The sequence below is a fragment of the Bradyrhizobium nanningense genome, from assembly GCF_004114535.1.
In the GTDB taxonomy this organism is placed as follows: Bacteria; Pseudomonadota; Alphaproteobacteria; order Rhizobiales; family Xanthobacteraceae; genus Bradyrhizobium; species Bradyrhizobium nanningense.
Genome location: NZ_LBJC01000081.1, coordinates 177,347 through 195,280, shown reverse-complemented (window position 1 = coordinate 195,280; position 17,934 = coordinate 177,347). Strand labels below are relative to the sequence as shown.

21 protein-coding genes are annotated in these 17,934 nt (G+C 65.2%); 12 read left to right on the top strand and 9 right to left on the bottom strand.

Features of this window, described 5'->3' with window-relative positions; genetic code table 11:
* Positions 1-26: 26 nt before the first annotated feature.
* Positions 27-482, bottom strand: coding sequence for an iron-sulfur cluster assembly scaffold protein (locus XH84_RS38070; protein WP_128919515.1), 456 nt, complete (start codon positions 480-482; stop codon positions 27-29).
* A 244-nt stretch (positions 483-726) separates the two neighbouring features.
* Between XH84_RS38070 and folE the strand changes: the two genes are divergently transcribed.
* The 4 genes from folE (at position 727) to XH84_RS38050 (ending at position 4,572) form a co-directional block, all read left to right on the top strand.
* Positions 727-1,416, top strand: coding sequence for a GTP cyclohydrolase I FolE (gene folE / locus XH84_RS38065; protein ID WP_128919516.1), 690 nt, complete (start codon positions 727-729; stop codon positions 1,414-1,416).
* Between the two features lie 28 nt (positions 1,417-1,444).
* On the top strand, positions 1,445-1,867 hold the full coding sequence (gene hisI / locus XH84_RS38060) for a phosphoribosyl-AMP cyclohydrolase (RefSeq protein WP_128919517.1): 423 nt from the start codon (positions 1,445-1,447) through the stop codon (positions 1,865-1,867).
* Between the two features lie 172 nt (positions 1,868-2,039).
* Positions 2,040-3,101: a lytic transglycosylase domain-containing protein gene (locus tag XH84_RS38055; RefSeq protein ID WP_128919518.1), complete on the top strand. Its 1,062-nt coding sequence runs from the start codon at positions 2,040-2,042 to the stop codon at positions 3,099-3,101.
* 295 nt (positions 3,102-3,396) lie between these two features.
* On the top strand, positions 3,397-4,572 hold the full coding sequence (locus XH84_RS38050; RefSeq protein WP_128919519.1) for a DUF2336 domain-containing protein: 1,176 nt from the start codon (positions 3,397-3,399) through the stop codon (positions 4,570-4,572).
* A gap of 260 nt (positions 4,573-4,832) precedes the next feature.
* Here the strand turns inward: XH84_RS38050 and XH84_RS38045 are convergent, their stop codons facing one another.
* The 3 genes from XH84_RS38045 to XH84_RS38035 all read right to left on the bottom strand — a co-directional run bounded on the left by XH84_RS38045 (position 4,833) and on the right by XH84_RS38035 (position 6,864).
* Positions 4,833-5,411 (bottom strand): Hpt domain-containing protein, encoded by a 579-nt coding sequence (locus XH84_RS38045; RefSeq protein ID WP_128919520.1) that lies wholly within the window; start codon positions 5,409-5,411, stop codon positions 4,833-4,835.
* Positions 5,412-5,440: 29 nt separating this feature from the next.
* Positions 5,441-5,986 carry a response regulator gene (locus XH84_RS38040; protein ID WP_008549760.1) on the bottom strand — a complete coding sequence of 182 codons (546 nt, stop codon included), beginning with the start codon at positions 5,984-5,986 and terminating at the stop codon, positions 5,441-5,443.
* Between the two features lie 98 nt (positions 5,987-6,084).
* Complete coding sequence (locus XH84_RS38035) at positions 6,085-6,864, bottom strand: NAD kinase (protein ID WP_128919521.1); 780 nt, start codon at positions 6,862-6,864, stop codon at positions 6,085-6,087.
* Between the two features lie 240 nt (positions 6,865-7,104).
* On the opposite strand from XH84_RS38035, the gene XH84_RS38030 reads away from it, so the two are divergent.
* A complete protein-coding gene (locus XH84_RS38030) occupies positions 7,105-8,673 on the top strand; it encodes a S10 family peptidase (protein WP_128919522.1) in 1,569 nt (522 codons plus the stop codon).
* On the opposite strand, the gene XH84_RS38025 is transcribed toward XH84_RS38030, so the two are convergent.
* Positions 8,663-10,048 (bottom strand): serine hydrolase domain-containing protein, encoded by a 1,386-nt coding sequence (locus XH84_RS38025; protein WP_128919523.1) that lies wholly within the window; start codon positions 10,046-10,048, stop codon positions 8,663-8,665. The genes XH84_RS38030 and XH84_RS38025 overlap by 11 nt on opposite strands.
* Before the next feature lie 107 nt (positions 10,049-10,155).
* A complete protein-coding gene (locus XH84_RS38020; RefSeq protein WP_128919524.1) occupies positions 10,156-10,698 on the bottom strand; it encodes a tetratricopeptide repeat protein in 543 nt (180 codons plus the stop codon).
* Between the two features lie 250 nt (positions 10,699-10,948).
* Here XH84_RS38020 and XH84_RS38015 point away from each other — a divergent pair, with 250 nt between their 5' ends.
* The 4 genes from XH84_RS38015 (at position 10,949) to XH84_RS41740 (ending at position 13,446) form a co-directional block, all read left to right on the top strand.
* Positions 10,949-11,305, top strand: a complete 357-nt coding sequence (locus XH84_RS38015) for a His-rich protein BRANT (protein ID WP_128919525.1) — start codon at positions 10,949-10,951, stop codon at positions 11,303-11,305.
* 212 nt (positions 11,306-11,517) lie between these two features.
* A complete protein-coding gene (locus tag XH84_RS38010; protein ID WP_181769321.1) occupies positions 11,518-11,952 on the top strand; it encodes a hypothetical protein in 435 nt (144 codons plus the stop codon).
* A 287-nt stretch (positions 11,953-12,239) separates the two neighbouring features.
* Complete coding sequence (locus tag XH84_RS38005; RefSeq protein WP_164936268.1) at positions 12,240-12,947, top strand: outer membrane protein; 708 nt, start codon at positions 12,240-12,242, stop codon at positions 12,945-12,947.
* Positions 12,948-13,203: 256 nt separating this feature from the next.
* Positions 13,204-13,446, top strand: a complete 243-nt coding sequence (locus XH84_RS41740; protein ID WP_128919527.1) for a DUF6719 family protein — start codon at positions 13,204-13,206, stop codon at positions 13,444-13,446.
* Positions 13,447-13,474: 28 nt separating this feature from the next.
* On the opposite strand, the gene XH84_RS37995 is transcribed toward XH84_RS41740, so the two are convergent.
* Together XH84_RS37995 and XH84_RS41735 are read right to left on the bottom strand one after the other, a co-directional pair.
* Entirely contained in the window at positions 13,475-13,729 is a 255-nt protein-coding gene (locus XH84_RS37995) for a hypothetical protein (protein WP_128919528.1), read from the bottom strand.
* 330 nt (positions 13,730-14,059) lie between these two features.
* Complete coding sequence (locus XH84_RS41735) at positions 14,060-14,284, bottom strand: hypothetical protein (protein ID WP_347338751.1); 225 nt, start codon at positions 14,282-14,284, stop codon at positions 14,060-14,062.
* A 243-nt stretch (positions 14,285-14,527) separates the two neighbouring features.
* On the opposite strand from XH84_RS41735, the gene XH84_RS40270 reads away from it, so the two are divergent.
* Positions 14,528-14,692, top strand: a complete 165-nt coding sequence (locus XH84_RS40270) for a hypothetical protein (RefSeq protein WP_164936269.1) — start codon at positions 14,528-14,530, stop codon at positions 14,690-14,692.
* 3 nt (positions 14,693-14,695) lie between these two features.
* Here the strand turns inward: XH84_RS40270 and XH84_RS37985 are convergent, their stop codons facing one another.
* Positions 14,696-14,896, bottom strand: coding sequence for a hypothetical protein (locus XH84_RS37985; RefSeq protein WP_181769323.1), 201 nt, complete (start codon positions 14,894-14,896; stop codon positions 14,696-14,698).
* Positions 14,897-15,116: 220 nt separating this feature from the next.
* On the opposite strand from XH84_RS37985, the gene XH84_RS37980 reads away from it, so the two are divergent.
* Together XH84_RS37980 and XH84_RS37975 are read left to right on the top strand one after the other, a co-directional pair.
* Entirely contained in the window at positions 15,117-15,830 is a 714-nt protein-coding gene (locus XH84_RS37980) for a class I SAM-dependent methyltransferase (protein WP_128919531.1), read from the top strand.
* 100 nt (positions 15,831-15,930) lie between these two features.
* Positions 15,931-17,763 carry an outer membrane protein assembly factor BamB family protein gene (locus tag XH84_RS37975; RefSeq protein WP_128919532.1) on the top strand — a complete coding sequence of 611 codons (1,833 nt, stop codon included), beginning with the start codon at positions 15,931-15,933 and terminating at the stop codon, positions 17,761-17,763.
* Positions 17,764-17,934: the final 171 nt, after the last annotated feature.

Below are 17,934 nucleotides of genomic sequence, written 5' to 3'. Positions count from 1 at the left end.
CATCGCCCCGGAATGACGAGGAGGGCTCAGCCCTGCGCCGCAGCCGGCTGCTTGGCTTTGGCCTCGATCTGGCCGATGGCGTCAACCACGGCATCGAAGGTCAGCAGCGTCGAGGCATGGCGCGCCTTGTAGTCGCGGACAGGCTCGAGGAATTTGATCTCCTCCCATTTGCCTTGAGGAGGCGCGCCGTTCTCCTTCAGCATCTTGCGAACGGTTTCGCGTAACTCACGGAGTTCGCTCGCAGTCGAGCCGACAACCCGACTTGCCATGATGGATGAAGAGGCTTGTCCGAGCGCGCACGCCTTCACGTCATGGGCGAAGTCGGTGACGGTGTCCCCGGTCATCTTGAGATCGACCTTGACGGTCGAGCCGCACAGCTTGGAGTGGGCGGTGGCGGACGCGTCGGGGTCCGGCAGCCGTCCGAGGCGCGGAATATTTCCGGCCAGTTCGATGATCCGCTTGTTGTAGATGTCGTTCAGCATGTGATGGAGTCCAGCACTTCCGCGCCCGATCGGCCTTGGCGGGCGGCGTCCACGGTCCTATATAGGGGCGGAACTGGTGGAAAAACAGTCCAGCAGCACGCCGGCGGCGATTTCGAACTGCGCGGCCGGCATTGCAGCCTGCAGACTTTTTGCGCCCAAAACTGTTCTCTTCAGGCGTCCGGCGGCTTGCCCGTCCCGTCTGCCGGTGACACTCCGGCCGTCAAGGCCGTCGAACGGAGTCGATATGGACGCTACAATCAAATCCATCCGCCCGGGCAAGCCCTCGGACCGGCAGCTCGAGAGCCGTCCGGCCGAGCTTGATCCCGCTGAATTCCTCGCGGCCGCCGTCCGCGCCGACCAGCCACGCCCGGCGCGCGCTGAAGCAGAAGCGGCGGTGAAGACGCTGCTCGCCTATATCGGCGAGAACACCGGGCGTGAGGGCTTGCTCGACACGCCGCGCCGGGTCGTCGAGGCCTTCGACGAGCTGTATCAGGGCTATCACCAATGTCCGGCCGAGGTGCTCGACCGCACTTTCGGCGAGACCGCCGGCTATGACGATTTCGTCCTGGTGCGCGACATCGAGTTCACCTCGCAATGCGAGCATCACATGATGCCGTTCTACGGCAAGGCGCACATCGCCTATACTCCGGTGGAGCGCGTCGTCGGCCTGTCGAAGCTCGCCCGCCTCACCGACATCTTCGCCCGCCGACTCCAGACCCAGGAGCACCTGACGGCGCAGATTGCAGCGGCCATCGACGAGGTCCTCAAGCCCCGCGGCGTTGCGGTGCTGATCGAGGCCGAGCATACCTGCATGTCGGTGCGGGGTGTCGCCAAGCACGGCGCCTCCACCTTCACCAGCCGCTTCACCGGAATGTTCCGCGACAATCCGGCGGAGCAGGCCCGTTTCCTGTCCCTGGTGCGAGGCACGCGCTGACCTCGCGAATAGATCGGCGAGGTCGCCCGTGTCCGCTCACTCCCATGAGATCGAGGAAGGCCTGTCCTTCCAGCCGCGGTTCGACGCGGCAGGGCTCGTGACCTGCGTCGCGACCGACGTCGCCACCGGCGAGGTGCTCATGGTCGCGCACATGAACGACGAGGCGCTGCGCAAGACGATCGCGACCGGCGAGGCCTGGTACTTCAGCCGCTCGCGCAATGCCTTATGGCGAAAAGGTGAGACCTCCGGTCAAACCCAGCGCGTGATCGAGATGCGCACCGATTGCGACCAGGATGCCGTCTGGATCCGTGTCGAGCAAATCGGGGCGGCCTGCCACACCGGGCGAAGGTCGTGCTTCTATCGCAAGGTCGAGGCTGAGGGCGGCGGGGCGAGATTGGTCTTCACCGATGCCGAGCGGCTGTTCGATCCCAGCGACGTCTATAAGAAATAGCTCGCTGTCATTCCGGGGCGGCTCGAAGAGCCGAACTATGGTGCGCAATTGCGCACCTGAGAATCTCGAGATTCCGGGCTCATCGCTTCGCGATGCCCCGCAATGACCGAGAGGGCGGAATTAACCCCGCATTAACCATACCTGTCCCACGGTGAGACGATAGGCGTCCGAATTGCCGGCGCTGCTCAACGCCGCGTGGGGCGGGCACTTCATCATGTCGGTCGACAATTCCAGTGCCACGCAGACGGCCGGTCTCGATCCGTCGCGGGCGCGCGTCGCCGGTGCGATCAAGCAGGCCTCGAATATCACCGGCGTCAGCTTCCAATACATGCTGACGACCGCCAAGATGGAATCGGATTTCGATCCCACGGCAGGGGCCACCACCTCGTCCGCGCATGGGCTCTACCAGTTCATCGACCAGACCTGGCTCGGCACCGTGAAGGAGGCCGGCACCCAGCTCGGCTACGGCAACTATTCCGACGCCATCACCAGGACGTCGTCGGGCGGCTACACCGTCGATGATCCCGCGATGAAGCGGTCGATCATGAAGCTGCGCGACGATCCGGAAGCCGCTTCCAGCATGGCGGCGGCGCTGACGCAGTCGAACAGCTTCAAGCTCACCGGCCTGCTCGGACGCAGGCCGAGCGACAGCGAACTCTACATGGCGCATTTCATGGGCGTTGGCGGAGCCGCAAAACTGATCGCCAATGCCGAGGACAATCCGCAAGCGGTCGGTGCGCGGCTGTTTCCCAACGCGGCGTCCGCCAATCGTTCGATCTTCTACGCCAAGGATGGCCGCGCCCGCAGCGTCTCCGAAGTCTATTCGGTGCTGGACGCGCGCTATGCCAGCGCAGCCAATTCGAAAGTGACCCGCAGCGCGATGGCGATGTATGGCGGCACGCCGTCGACCACCGAGGTCGCGAGCGCAAACGGCGTGCAGCCCAGCGCGCCTGTCATCGACAACGCCGCCTATCTCCAGACCTTCCCGAATACACGCGCGGTGACGCCCGTCAGTGCGACATCGCCAACTTCGGTCGCGGACAATGCGCCGACCGCGCCGGCATTCCGCTCGATCTATCAGCCCGGCGATGCCACGCAGCCGGTCTCGACCACCGTGCAGAAATTATGGGGCAACAATGCCTCGCTCACATCGGTCGCGTCAGCGGCGCCGGACGTGCGTCCGCCGCAGCCGCTCGATCTCTTCAGCGATCGCAGCGGCACGTTCTCGAGCTAGAAACTCACTCTCGTGTCCCGGACCGGGCGGCAGCGCGTCAGCGATGCGCCGCAGAGCCGGGACCCAGGCCGCACCCACTGCTGTCGAAGATTCTAGGCCCCGGCTCTGCAGCGCATCGCTGAAGGAGCGCTGCGCTGCGTCCGGGGCACGCGAGCGCAGTGGCCTCCCGGCCCTTAATAAATCATCAATAAAACCAGCCAGTTATGGTGAACGCTTTGTTAAGCGTCGTGGTTTATTTTGTGTTGCAGGTGACGAGCCGTCACCATTTTCGTTTGTTGTGTAAGCCGGAAGCAGCATGATTGTTCGGCAGTTCATTAATTGGATCAGGACGGCACCCGCCGGCGAGCGGGCCGAGGCAACACGGGCGTTGGCCCGGGCCTGGCTGATCTCAGACCTTTCGACAGACGACCGCATTGCCGCCGAAGGCGCGCTGTTGATGCAGCTCGACGATCCCTCGCCCTTGGTGCGGCAGGCGATGGCCGAGGCCTTTGCGCGCAGTCTTGACGCGCCGGCATCGATCGTGCGGGCGCTGTCGGCGGACCAGCCGACCGTCGCACTGCCGGTGCTCGAACATTCTCCGCTCTTGATCGACGCCGATCTCGTCGACATCGTGGCCACCGGCAATGACGAGGTGCAATGCGCAATTGCCCGCCGCATCGCGCTGCCGGTCTCGGTGTGCGCCGCCATCGCCGAAGTCGGCTGCGCGGCGGCCGCGCTCGAGCTGATCGAAAATCCCCATGCCGAGCTTGCACCGTTCTCGTGGAATCGCATCGTCGAGCGCCACGGCCATCTCGCCGCGATCCGCGAGGCGATGCTGGTGCTGGATGACCTGCCGTCCGCAACCCGCGCCGCGCTGGTGGCGAAACTCTCCGAGACGCTGGCGCAATTCGTCGTGGCGCGGAACTGGCTGAGCGCCGATCGTGCCGACCGCATCACGATCGAGGCGCGCGACCGTTCCACCATCAACATCGCGGCGCGCTCGCGCGGCGAGGACATGCAGGGCCTGGTGCATCATTTGCGCGTCACGGGCCAGCTGACCGCCGGCCTGATCCTGCGCGCGCTGCTGTCGAGCAATCTCGATCTGTTCGACGCGGCGCTGGCCGAGCTTGCCGATCTGCCGCTGGCGCGCGTCTCCGGGCTGCTGCATGACCGCGGCGGCAACAGCCTGTACGCGCTGCTCCGGCGCGCCGGGCTTCCCGAAGCGACGTTTGCGGCGTTCCAGGTCGCGCTCGATGCCTGCCACGAGCAGGGCTTCGTCGACAGCGACGACGGCGCGGCACGGCTGCGCCGCCGCATGGTCGAGCGCGTGCTCACCCATTGCGAGACCGACCGCGGCGCCACCGAGCCGCTGATGGTCCTGCTGCGCCGCTTCGCCACGGAATCGGCACGGGAAGAGGCGCGGCTTTTCTGCGACGAGTTGGTCGTGGATGATGCAGTCGATCCCGTGTATGACGATCTGATTGCGGCGTAGCGAGATGCCGTAGGGTGGGTTAGCCGAACGGCTGCGCAAAGCGCAATCCGTCGGCGTAACCCACCAATTCTGTCTCTGCGGACATTGAAGAGGTGGATTACGCTACGCTAATCCACCCTACGAGACCGATCGTGGGGATAGAGCAGCCCTCACATTCCGTCATTGCGAGCGCAGCGAAGCAATCCAGAATCTCTCCGCGGAAAGATTCTGGATTGCTTCGTCGCAAGTGCTCCTCGCAATGACGAGGAGAGAGCTGAACCTTACTCCGCCGGCGCGATGCTCGGCGCCAGGATCACCTCGAGATGTTCGGGGCGGTCGCGGTTGACGTGCGCGAGATAGTCGTCCGCGATCTTGCGCAGGCGGCGGCTGAGCTCGGCGGAGACGCTGATGCTGTCGAGCCTGGTATTCTCATGCACGATGGCGAGAATGGCGTTGATGTGGTGCGTGAACAGTTCGGCCGGGACCTTTTCCAGATCAGGCGCGTGCTCGATGACGCGGCACAGGCTCTCGGCTACTCCCGCCGCGGCCGGAAAGCCGAACGTGGCAGCGTCGCCCTTGATGTCGTGGGTGGCGTGAAACAGCTCGTCGCGCCTTTCCTTGGTGAAGCCGTCATTGCGGATGGCGACGTAGGCGGCCGACAGACGGTTGACCTCGGTCGTCATCCAGTTCTTGAACTCGCTGGAGAGGCCCGCGAGCGCCTGCTCGGCGCGGGCGACCGGATCGTCCAGGTCCTTTTCCTCGACGCGGCGCAGCACCTTGCGCAGCGGGTTGGGCTGCGTGATGATTTGATGCGTGGCGAAGGCCTTGACCTCGATGTCCTTTGCGCTGTTCTTCGCCATGATGCCTGCCTCGGTCTGAAGACGTTGCGCTAGATGGAGGAGCGGGCCTTGTCGAGCAGCGAGGGCTGTTGCAGCACCTCGTGCTTTTCGCCGACGCGGCGCTCGGGACCCATATAGGCGGAGTTGGTGTTGCGGCGCCGGTCGGGCCCGAAATAGGTCTTGGTCTTGATGAAGGGGCGGGGATTGGCGACCACGTTGAGGATGCGCTGATAGAGCCCCTTGGCCGAGATCGGCTTGGCCAGGAATTCGGTGACGCCGGCATCGCGCGCGACGGTGACACGGCGCTTCTCGGAATGGCCGGTCAGCATGATGATCGGCGCGTAGGGGTTGCCCTTGGATTCCGGCTGCCGGATCATTTGCGCGAGTTCGAGTCCGTCGAAGATCGGCATCGCCCAATCGGTGATGACGATGTCGGGCACGTAATGGCTGTACATTTCGAGCGCCGTGGCGCCGTCCTCGGCTTCATAGACTTCGCGCGCGCCGAAGGAATGCAACAGCGTGCGCAGGATGCGGCGCATGTGCGGGTTGTCGTCGCAGACGAGGAAGCGCAGCTTGTTGAAGTCGATACGGAACATGACGCCCGGGCCAATACGGTCAACCTTCGTTAACCATATCGTGGCGGGGGTTAACGAAGGGTTGCGACCGAAGCCGCGGCGGCGGGCCGGGGGCGGTTCTAGTAGCCGAACTGCTCGCGCAGGATGCGCTCTTCCAGGCTGTGACCGGGGTCGAACAGCATGCGCATCGAGATGGTCTTGTCGGACAAGACCTCGACACGGCGAACGTCGCGCACTTCGTCGTGGTCGGCGACCGCTGCCACCGGTCGCTTGTCGCCCTCCAGCACCTCGATGACGACATAGGCCGTGTTGGGCAGCAGGGCGCCGCGCCAGCGCCGCGGGCGGAAGGCGCTGATCGGGGTGAGCGCCAGCAGCGCCGCGTTGATCGGCAGGATCGGTCCCTGCGCGGACAGATTGTAGGCGGTGGAGCCGGCCGGCGTTGCCACCATGATGCCGTCGGCGATCAGCTCGGGCATGCGCTCACGCTCGTCGATCATGATCCGCAGGCGCGCCGCCTGGTAGGTCTGCCGGAACAGGGCGACCTCGTTGATGGCGTGGTGCAGGTGGACGCGGTCGTTGACGTCGGTCGCGCGCATCAGAAGCGGATTGATCTCGGATTCATGTGCCGCCTCGAGCCGCGCGCGCAGATCGTGCGTCGAGTATTCGTTCATCAGGAAGCCGACGGTGCCGCGATGCATGCCGTAGATCGGCTTTCCGGAGTGCATGTTCTGGTGCAGCGTCTGCAGCATCAGTCCGTCGCCGCCGAGGGCGACCACGATATCGGCCTCCTTGGGGTCGCAATTGCCATAGTCCCTGGTGAGCTGGCCGAAGGCGGCCTGCGCCTCACTGCTCGGGCTGGCGACGAAGGCGATCCGGTCGTATCGCTTGGGCTTGGTCATGGCTTGTCGGGCACGGCCTGGCTGGAGGAAGTTCCGCCGGGCTCGTCTATACGAGGTAGACCTCCATTGTCGAGGATGACCGCCTCCCAAGGCAAACGGGTGATGGTCGATCCGGAGAACAAAACGGGTTGATTTGAGCTCGGCGGGGATTGCGCCATCGCCGGTGGTCCCGCAAACCGTCGCAATTCCGCGCTAGCTTCGGTGCGTTTCGGCTATGACAGCCGGGCAGGGAGAACGATCATGGTCATGATCTTGCCGACGCTGCGACGAACCGGGCTCGTGCTGGCCGTGTCTGCGGTCGCGCTGGCGAGCGTTGCGCGCGCGGACGATCCGCCGCAGCCGCGCTCCGAGGCGGCAGCGCCGGCGGGACAGAAGGGCGGACGCGCCGGCAATGCGCAAGGTGCGACGCCGGCTTCTCCGTCGGCGTCCGAGCCGCACCGTCTCCCGCCGGATACGACCACGAAGCAGACGCTGGAGTTGCCCGGCCGCACCCTCAACTTCGCTGCGACGGCCGGCTCCATTCGCGTCTTCGACGGCAAGGGCGAGCCGCTGGCCGACATCGCCTATACGTCCTATCAGCTCGACGGCGCCGACCGCGCCACGCGCCCGGTCACGTTCCTATTCAACGGCGGACCCGGCGCGTCCTCGGCGTGGCTCCAGTTCGGCGCGGCCGGTCCATGGCGACTGCCGCTCGATGGGGATGCGCTGTCGCCGTCGGCCCCGCCCGAGGTGAAGCCGAACGCCGAGACCTGGCTCGACTTCACCGATCTCGTCTTCATCGATCCCGTCAGCACCGGCTACAGCCGCTTCGTCGCGAGCGGCGAAGACGCGCGCAAGTCGTTCTATTCCGTCGACGGCGACGTCAACGCGATCGCGCTCGTGATCCGCCGCTGGCTGGAAAAGCACGACCGGCTGACCTCGCCGAAATACGTTGCGGGCGAGAGCTATGGCGGCATCCGCGGGCCGAAGGTGGTGCGGCAGTTGCAGATCCAGCACGGCGTCGGCGTCAGGGGCTTGATCCTGGTGTCGCCGCTCTTGGACTTCCGCGAGTTCGCCGGCACCAGCCTCCTGCAATATGTCGCGACGCTGCCGAGCTATGTGGCGGTGGCGCGCGAAGCCAAAGGGCCGGTCAAGCGCGCCGATCTCGCCGACGTCGAGGCCTATGCGCGCGGCGAATTTCTGGCCGACCTCGTCAAGGGCGAGGCGGACAAGGAGGCGACCAATCGTCTTGCCGACAAGGTCGCCGCGCTCACCGGCATCGACCAGGCGGTGAGCCGCCGCCTCGCTGGGCGCTTCGACGTCGGTGAGTTCCGCCGCGAGCTCGACCGCAAGAACGGCAAGGTGACGGGACGCTACGACGGCTCCGTGCGCGGCTTCGATCCCTACCCGGATTCGAGCAGCTCGCGGTTCGGCGACCCCTCGGGCGATGCGCTCCAGGCGCCGCTGACGAGCGCCGCGGTCGACGTGCTCTCGCGCAAGCTCAACTGGAAGCCCGACGGCTCCTACGAGGTCCTGAACGGCACTGTGGAAGGTCACTGGGATTTCGGCCATGGCATCAACCCGCCGCAATCGGTCTCCGAGCTGCGCCAGATCCTTGCCACCGACGCCAAGCTGAACGTGCTGGTCGCGCACGGCCTGTTCGACCTTGCCACGCCCTATTTCGGATCGAAGCGGGTGCTCGACCAGATGCCGGCCTTCGCGACGCAGCGAGTCAAGTTCGTCGTCTATCCCGGCGGCCACATGTTCTATTCGCAAGGTAGTTCGCGGCAGGCGTTTCGCAGCGAGGTCGAGGCGCTGATCAGGGAGTAGGCCTCCGTTTGCGCGGCGGATAGCGACGTGCGATCTCCTTGGCCACCACGCTCGCAGGCTTGACGTTGGCGCCGGCGATCCAGATGTCACCGACCTTGCCGCGCTTGTCGCGGATCCGGCGCACCGGCTCGCCATGGCTGGAATAGCCGGCCGCCCAGACGAGCTTGCCGGTGTCGCGGCCGGTAACCTCGATCTCGGCGGCATCCATGAACGGATTGTTGAACTGCGGATTGGCGACCAGCACGCGGTTGCCCGCTGGGACGAGGTCGGTCGCGCCCCAGATCGTCCACCAGCGGCCGGCCCAGTCGCGCAGGCGATGGTCGGGTGCGCCGCGGGTCTTGAAGACGCGCAGGATCTGCATCGCGCCGTCCATCCAGAACGGTGCCCCACCGTCGATCGAGTTGCTGAGGATGCTGATCGAAAGCTCGCAGTCCGGGATCGCGCAGGTTCGCGAGATATAGCCCTGGAAGCCGCCACCATGGCCGAACCAGTCCCAGCCGTCGGTCCTGCCGGCGTTGACGCCGAGGCCGTAATAGCCCTCGAAGCTCTGCGGGATGCGCCAATGGTGGCGCGTCATCTCGCGGCGACTTGCGGCCGACAGCAGGCTCTTCTTCGCATTGGGCGCGAGCTGCGCGAAAAAGCGGGCGGTGTCGGCGGCAGTGGCGGCGAAGCCCGTCGCGGACGCCATCGCGTTGGTGGGATTGTCGCCGGGGATCACGCAGCGCTCGCCCAGCGGCACTTTGCGCGTGTGGCCGCGCGCGAACGGCGCGCCTTTCGGAAGCGGCGCGTCCGGCTCGGTCTCGCGAAGCCCTGCGGGCTCGATGATTTCGTGCTTGATCCAGACGGAGTAGGGCTCCTTCGCAATCGCCTCGATCACGAGGCCGAGCAGGCCAAAGCCGTGATTGGAATATTTGAAGCGGGTGCCGGGCTCGATCGCGGTCGGCAGCTTCAATTCCGCGAGCAGTTCCTTCGCGGCGAGATAGGGGCGGCGGTCGATGAACTGGCCGGAATCGACGCCGTCGCGCGTCAGCCCCGCGCTGTGCGACAGCGCTTGTGCGATCGTGGTCTCGGCGACGCGCGGATGCAGGCCGCTGACATATTGGCCGACCGTGTCGTCGAGCCGGAGCTTGCGCTGCTCGCGCAGCTTCATGATGCCGGTCGAGGTGAAGCTCTTGGAATGGGAGGCGATCCGGCAGCGGTGGCGCGGGGTGAGCTTCTCGCCGGTGTCGAGATTGGCGAGGCCGAACGCATGCTCGGCGACGATCTCGCCGCGATGGGCGAACGCAACGACGACGCCTGGCTGCTGGATTGTCGTCAGTTGGAATTCAATCCAGGGTCCGATGTAGTCGATCGCGGATCGCAGCCATTTATCCATTGCACACCGATTTGCGGGGAAGGTTGGTGCGAGAGGCTAGCCGAGAAAGCGGAACGGGCACAACCCGAAGGTTATGCCCGTTGACTCTGTTCGAAGTTGCGATGGCTTCAGTAGACCAGCGTCGCGCCGGTCGGCTTGTCGAGCGCGGCCGCAAGCGAGCGATATTCGGAGCTGTCGGTGCCGGCGAGCGAGGCGATCTTGTTCAGATGATACTGCGCCTGTTCGCGGTTGCCCTGCTCGAGCTGCCAGAAGCCGTAATACTGCCAAGTGCGAACGTGGTTCGGATCGTCCTTCAGCGCCAGCTCGTAATAGACCTTCGACGATTGGTAGTCGCCGAGCTTGCGATAGGAGTAGCCGATCAGATTGGCGACGTCGGCGACGTCGTCGCGCGCCAGCGACTTCAACTGACCGATCGCGCCGGCATAGTCGTGGTTGTCGTAGATCGCAGTGTAAGCGGTGCGATAGGCGGCGAGGAATTTGGGATCGCTGACGGAAGAGCTCTTCTTCTTGCCCTTCTTGGTCGAGGAGTCCGACTTCGGCGGCGACGAGGGCTCGTCACCGCCGGCGGCATAGGCGCTGGACAGCACCGGTGCGGCCGCCAGCGACATGGCAACCAGTCCCGGCATGACAAGCATTGCGAGTTTGCGCATCTAAATTCTCCCGTATGGAACGTGGCGATCCTACACGATTGCCCGAAGACCGGAACACCCGTCTCGCCAAAACATTCCCGCATCGCACGATCCATTCGCCCTGGCGCAGATGACAAACTTGTCATCGAGATGAACGGAAGCCTGCAAGGGGCTTCAGATTGGGTTCAGTGCGCCGCCGCTAGGCTCCGACCTACGATCGAAGGGTAGGCGAGAGGGCGCCGCCTCGAGATCCTTCCAAGAGGAGACCACCATGCTGAAGACCATTTCCGCAGCCTTGCTCGCAGCTTCCGTGATCGCAGCCCCGGCCTTCGCCGCCGAGGCCGGCAAGACCACCACGACCGCCCCTGTCATCAAGGCGGACCAGAGCCAGACCAAGGCGTCCACCACCGCCGCAAAACCGGACGCCGCCGTCAAGCCGGCCGACGTCAAGGCCAACGCCAAGGTGGATACCAAGTCGAAGGCGATGAATGCGAACGCGGCGGTCACGCCGGACGAGCACAAGGCCGTGCGCACGCATCGCCATCACCACAAGCATCTGTCGTCGAAGAAGTCGCTGAAGGCGCAGCCGGACCTGACCAAGCCGGCGACCACCGAGAAGCGCAGCTAACGACTGATCCTGCGCGCGGCGGCATCCCAAGCATTGCCCCGCCGCCGCGCCAGGACTTCAGGGCCATCCCGCCGTCTCGGCGCCTTGCGCGAAAGCGCTAGACGCCGGCGGCGGGACGGTGCGTTCTTCGCAAGGCCCCGCGGACGGAATTCCCTTTGCACAACCTAGCGGCTAGAACGTCTCCGAGTCTGATCGAGCGGAGAGCGTGACCTGTGGGGCGATTGGCGAAACATACTGTGCGTCCGGCATTGATCCTGGCCTTGCCGCTGGCGCTTGCGGCCTGTTTCGGCAGCGATGGTGACCGTCCAACCTTCATCGGCGGGACCCAGGCTGGAGGGCCGCAACCGTTTCCCGACAATTTCCGCAGCGACACGCTGGCCCTGATGCGCACCTATCTGAACAATCCGGTCGGCGTGCGCGAGGCCAGCATGGCCGAGCCGGTCCAGCGCGAAGTCGGCGGTCGGCAAATGTATGTGAGCTGTCTGCACTTCACCCCGCGCGAGACCGATGGCAGCTACAAGGCCATGCGGGAACGCGCTGTGATCTTCGTCAACGGACGAGCGGACCGCGTCGTCGACCGGACCAGCGAGCTCTGTGCCGGCGCGGTTTACGTATCCTTTCCGGAACTCGAAAAGATGACGCGATAGCGCAAAGCCCGCCTTCATGGCGTGGTGCTAGAACGATGATCGCCGGAGCGGTTGGATCACATTTCGGCGAGCTTTGAACGGGGCGGTTTTGTCTTGCGACCAATTGCTACGGCAGGCCCTGCGCAGGCGACAAAAACAGTCAGGCGCGGGGCGGCGGATGGAACAAAATCGCGATGTTGCCACCCCGTCACAGTAACGAACGATCAGCGTTCCGGCATCGCCGCGAAGCAACCCAATTCACGCCACGTTGTTTCCTGAGTGTCGTTAATGAAAGAACGGGGATGATCATGAAATCGATTTTGCTGGCTGCAGCCGCTTTGCTTGCGCTGGCCGCGCCGGCTGCAGCCGCGGACATGCAGCCGCGCACCTACACCAAGGCGCCGGCCTATACGCCGCCGCAGGTGATCTATAACTGGACCGGTTTCTACATCGGCGGTCATGTCGGCGGCGCGTTTGCCGGCGACAGCAGCTTCCAGTCCAGCGACGCCCGCTTCATGGGCGGCGTGCAGGGCGGCTTCGACTATCAGTTCGCCCCCAATTGGGTGGTGGGTATCGAGGCCCAGTATTCCTGGCTGCCGACCAACAACAACGGTGTCACGTTCCCGCTGGGCACGCAGGTGACCTCCAACACCGATCAGATCGGATCGGTGACCGGCCGGATCGGCTACACCTGGGGACCGACGCTGCTTTACGCCAAGGGCGGTTACGCCTGGCGTAACAACAATCTCGGCGTCAACATCGCCGGCGTGCCGCAGGCCTTCACCGCGACCGGTAACAGCAAGGACGGCTACACCGTCGGCGCCGGCCTCGAATACATGTTCGCGCCGAACTGGTCCGCCAAGGCCGAGTACCAGTATTATAATTTCGGCAGCACCACCTTCACCTCCGGTCCCGCCGACGTCGTCGGCGTTCGCGGCCGGGAGGACGAGCATACCGTCAAGGTCGGTGTGAACTACCGCTTCGGCTGGGGCGGTCCGGCGGCCTCGCGCTACTGACCCTTCCATCGCGATCACGCTTCTAGCAAAGGCCGGCTCCGCCGGCCTTTCGTTTGTCCCCCGGCGCCCGGTCGGGCAGCCCGGCATTTGCAATGCGTGAACCATCTGGCGCGTCATTTGCAAACGAACATTCCGGCGCGCGCCTTCTCACGCGCGTCATGGGTCTCGGGTAAAGCAAAAATAATTTTTGCCGCTTACGGAACTCGCGCTCCGGAACGCGTTATATGAGAATTACCGGGCTGGTGGGACGACGGACATGCGTATCTTGGTGTCGGCAGTGGTGCTCTCGTGCTTTTTCTGCCTGCCGTGCTCTGCACAGACAATCCTCAAAACCGAGCCTCTGATGCTGGCACCTTACGAGGTGGCTTTCGTCAAGGACGCGTCCTGTCCGTCGGGCAAGGTGCTGAAGGTCACCGGCGCGATCCGCGGGCTGCATCGCCGCAAAGCCTGCGTGGCACTGGCTGGTGAGCAGGCCTCGCTGGCAACCGCAACGCCCTGATCACTCTGCGGCTTCCACCGGCAGCCCCTCAGGAATTCAGCTCGAGCTCAATCCTGGACTGGCGCTCGGCCTCGGCCTTGTTCTTGGCAGGGTCCTCGCCCTGGGCGGCCCGGCAGGGCTTGATCTCGTAATCATTGTCGAGCACCCGGCGCGGCCCTGGACGGTCCTCGTCGGCGCTGACGTCCACGACCAGGCCGCTCCGCTGCGCGAGCTGCCAGATGTCGGATTCGCTCGGGTATGCCTTGCTGATCTGGGCATCGTTGCAAAACAAGGCGTAGGGCATCTCTTCCCGCTCCCGGAAAGCCCGTTAACGACCTTATATGCCGACGGGTTCCAGGTGAGTGGCGATCACGGGACCGTGATCGAGGCTGCCGGGGCCTGAGTCCTTAACGAGTCCTGAATCGCGAAAAAAAGAATCCCTGGGACTCATTCGGCGGAATCAGCGGATGTTTTCCGCCATGACGAGCGACCTGAAGACCTCCTGCGGGCACATGCTCCTGCCGCTGACGCTGGCGCTATTCGGCGCCTGCGCGGCTAATCTTTGGCTGGTTTGGTCTTGGCTGTAGGTCTTGGCTGTAGGTCTTGGCTGTAGGCCCTCTGACGGGAGGCGGTCTTACTTTTTGGCCAGTGGGCCGGGGGCGTCGCGGAGGGCGGCGCGCAATTTGGTCAGGGTTTCGGCACAATATTCCTCGCGCTCGCGCTCGAACCGCTCTTGATGCTTGCGGAAATTGGCGATGCGGGCTTGCATCTCGGTGCGGAAGTCACCGATCGCCCGCTGCGGCGAAAGCTGGATGAGCTGAGGCTGCGGAGGGGGCTGTGGCGGCTTGATCTCGACCATGACGGCCTCGACCGCGACGGTTGCCGCCGAAGAATCCGACGGCGCGTCCGGCCCAAGGAGGTCATCCTTCCTGCCGGTCACCGATTGAACGAAGGCCATCGTCTGCGCGATTAGTGCGTCGCGCTCCCTGATCCACTTCATGGTCCACCTCAGCGGTGCCCCATTCCAGCAAAGCGGCTGCGCCGAATCAAGGTCGTCAGCAAGGGGATTGCATATTTTTCCCGGTCGCCCGACATTAGGCGCATGGATTCCAGAAAAGAACGGTCGGACGAAGTGGCGGGCCTGAGGCTCATCCGTGCGTTCCTGTCGCTACCGCCCGACAAGCGGGCGGAGGTGATCGCGTTCGCGGAGGAATTGGCGCGTGCCCATGGCCGGCCCGAGGAGGGCACGGAGGCATCGCCGCGCTAAGCGCTATCGCTGGCGCGGGTTGACGTTGGGCTCGAACGGCGCGCCCACCACCCGGACCGGTGTCTGATCCGATATCCGGGTCACGTCGATCACCGCCCGCTCGGCGACCAGCCGGTCGGAGGCCGGCTGAAATACCGGCTCGAGCAGCGTCAATGTGCCGGCCACGGCGCCGCAGCACAGCGTCACCGTCGCCAGCAGAAACATGTTTCGGTTTTCTTCCCGGATCCGCATGGATCGAGAACGAACGACGCACGCCCTTGGTTCCGATGCGGTCCTGTATTCGGGTCGCTCATGCCGTCTATAGCGCCAGCAGAAATGCCGATGCGATGACGGACGACAGGGCCGTCATCACGATGGCCGTAACGGCACCGGCGGAGTTCGCTGTATAATGTCCCGCGTCGGAATTTGGACTCGCGCCCATCACATGATCGCCAATCGTCCCCCCGTGCTGGCCCACGAACGCTTCGTCGCCGATCGCGACAATTTCGCGGGCCTCGATCTCACTGCGCGGTTCGAGCGGATCGAGCGGACCAATCTCTGGGGCGCCGCCGGCTCGGTGTCGGGCCTCGGCTCGGAGGATCCGGCCACCGCCGCGATCCGGGACGCGCTGCCGCCGCTGTCGCAACGGCTCGGCGCGCGCTCGCTGCTCGATGCGCCCTGCGGCGATGCCGGCTGGATCGGCCGCATCAAGCTCGATCTCGACTATATCGGCATCGACATCGTGCCGTCGCTGATCGCGGCCAACAACCGGCGTGTGGCGAGGGGCGAACTGGCCGGCCGATTCCTGGCTGCCGATATCACGCGCGATGCCCTGCCGCGCGCCGATCTGATCCTGTGCCGGGACTGTCTGGTGCATCTGAGTTTTCAGAACATCGCCCGCGTCACCGCCCGTTTTCGCGAAAGCGGCGCGCAATTCCTGCTCGCCACGACGTTTCCGGAAGTCGAGAACAATTACGATTGCGAGGACGGCGACTGGCGCGCGCTCAACATGACGAAGGCGCCGTTCGACTGGCCCGCGCCGCGGGAGTTGATCAACGAGCGGTGCGAGGAGGGTGACGGCGGCTGGCGCGACAAGAGCCTCGGACTGTGGCGGCTGGACGAGTTGCCGGATCGCGACCGCATGGCCACGGATGAGTGACAGAAGCGGGGTGCAACGCCCATTGCCTCCGCAATCTCCCCGGCGATAGACTTTGGGTTGTGTCGCGATCTCGTATCGCGGTGACCTGCCGGAGCCCACCATGAGCGTACGTGCTGTCCTGGCCGCGCTGTTGATCTGGTGCAGCGCGCCGGCGCTGGCGCAGCAGGACGGGGCCGCGCTGTATGCAACGCATTGCGCGCAATGCCACGACGGCGATGCGCAGGCCCGCGTGCCGGGTCGCGTCGCACTGCAGGCGATGTCGTTCGACCATGTGCTGGGGGCGTTGACCTCCGGCAGCATGGCGGCGATGGCAAAGGACCGCAGCGACGCCGAACGCCGCGCGATAGCGTCTTTCGTCACCGGCAAGATCGCGGCTGACGGTGTTGCAGCCGACGCGGACGGCCGCTGCGCGCAGCAGGTGAGCGGCTTTCCGCAAGCCCTCGACGGTCCGCGCTGGAACGGATGGGGCGTCGATGCCGGCAACAGCCGCTTCCAGCCGGCCGACATGGCCGGGCTGACCGCGGCGCAGGTGCCGCATTTGCGGTTGAAATGGGCTTATGCGTTTCCGGGGAGCTCGGTGTCCTTTGCGCCGCCGACCATTGTCGGCGGCTTGCTGTTCATCGGCGGTCCCGATCGCACGGTGCACGCGCTCGACGCGCGAAGCGGCTGCACGCTGTGGACGTTGGCGCTTGACGCGGCGGTGCGTGCCGCGGTCAGCTTTGCACCGCTTCCGGGCTCCGATCAGTTCGCGATCTTCTTCGGAGATTTGCGTGCCAACGCCTATGCCGTGAACGCGCTGACCGGCGCGTTGATCTGGAAGACGAAGGTGGAGGAACATGCGGCCGCGCGCATCACCGGCGCGCCGACGCTGCATGCCGGCGTGCTCTACGTGCCGGTGTCCTCGATCGAGGAGGCCGCGGGCTCGCAAGCCAGTTACGAATGCTGCACCTTCCGCGGCAGCGTGGTGGCGCTGGACGCCGCGACCGGCAAGACGATCTGGCAGGCCTATACGATTCCGGAAGTGCCGCATCCGACCGGCAAGAATGCCAGGGGCACGCAGCTGTTCGGTCCGTCCGGCGCCGCGATCTGGTCGGCGCCGACGATCGATGCCAAGCGCAACGCGGTCTATGTCGCGACGAGCAATTCCTATTCGAATCCGCCGGCCGCGACCGCCGATGCAATCCTGGCGTTCGAGCTCGCGACCGGCAAGCTGCTCTGGAAACAGCAGGCCACGCCCAAGGACGCCTTCGTCGTCGCCTGCTTCACTGCCGACAAGACCAATTGTCCCGAGGAGCACGGGCCCGATCACGATTTCGGCCAGTCGCCGATCCTAGCAACCTTGCGCGACGGCAGGCGCGTGCTCGCCATCGCGCAGAAGTCCGGCGTCGTGCACGCGCTCGATCCGGACGACGGCGGCAAGATCCTGTGGCAGACCCGGATCGGCAAGGGCGGTTCGCTCGGCGGCAGCGAATGGGGCTCGGCCGCGGACGGGGAGCGCATCTATGTCGCCAACTCCGACGTGCGCTTCAAGCGCGACGGCACGCGGCAACTCGATTCCACACAAGGCGGCGGCCTGTTCGGCCTCGATCTCGCCAGCGGGAAAGTCGTGATGGAGGTGCCGCCGGTCGCCTGCGGCGACCGCCCGCAATGTAGCCCAGCGCTCTCGGCGGCGGTGAGCCTGATCCCGGGCGTCGTATTCTCCGGTGGCGTCAGCGGCTTCCTGCGCGCCTACGCCACCGACGGCAAGCTCTTGTGGGAGTTCGACACCGCACAGGATTTCAAGGCGGTGAACAGCGTCCCCGCCCATGGCGGTGCGATCGACGGCCCCGGGCCCGTCATCGCCGGCGGCATGCTCTACACCAATTCCGGCTACGGCCAATGGAGCGGCGTCGCCGGCAACGTGCTGCTGGCGTTCGAGGCCGGGACGGAGTGAGCCGTCGTGTCCCGGACGCGCAGCGACGCGTTTGGAGATGAGACGAGGCCGCCTCCTCAAGCGCGTCATTGCGAGCGCAGCGAAGCAATCCAGAGTCTTTCCGCGGAGGCAGTCTGGATTGCTTCGTCGCAAGCGCTCCTCGCAATGACGGAGGGTGAGCGATGGCGCCGC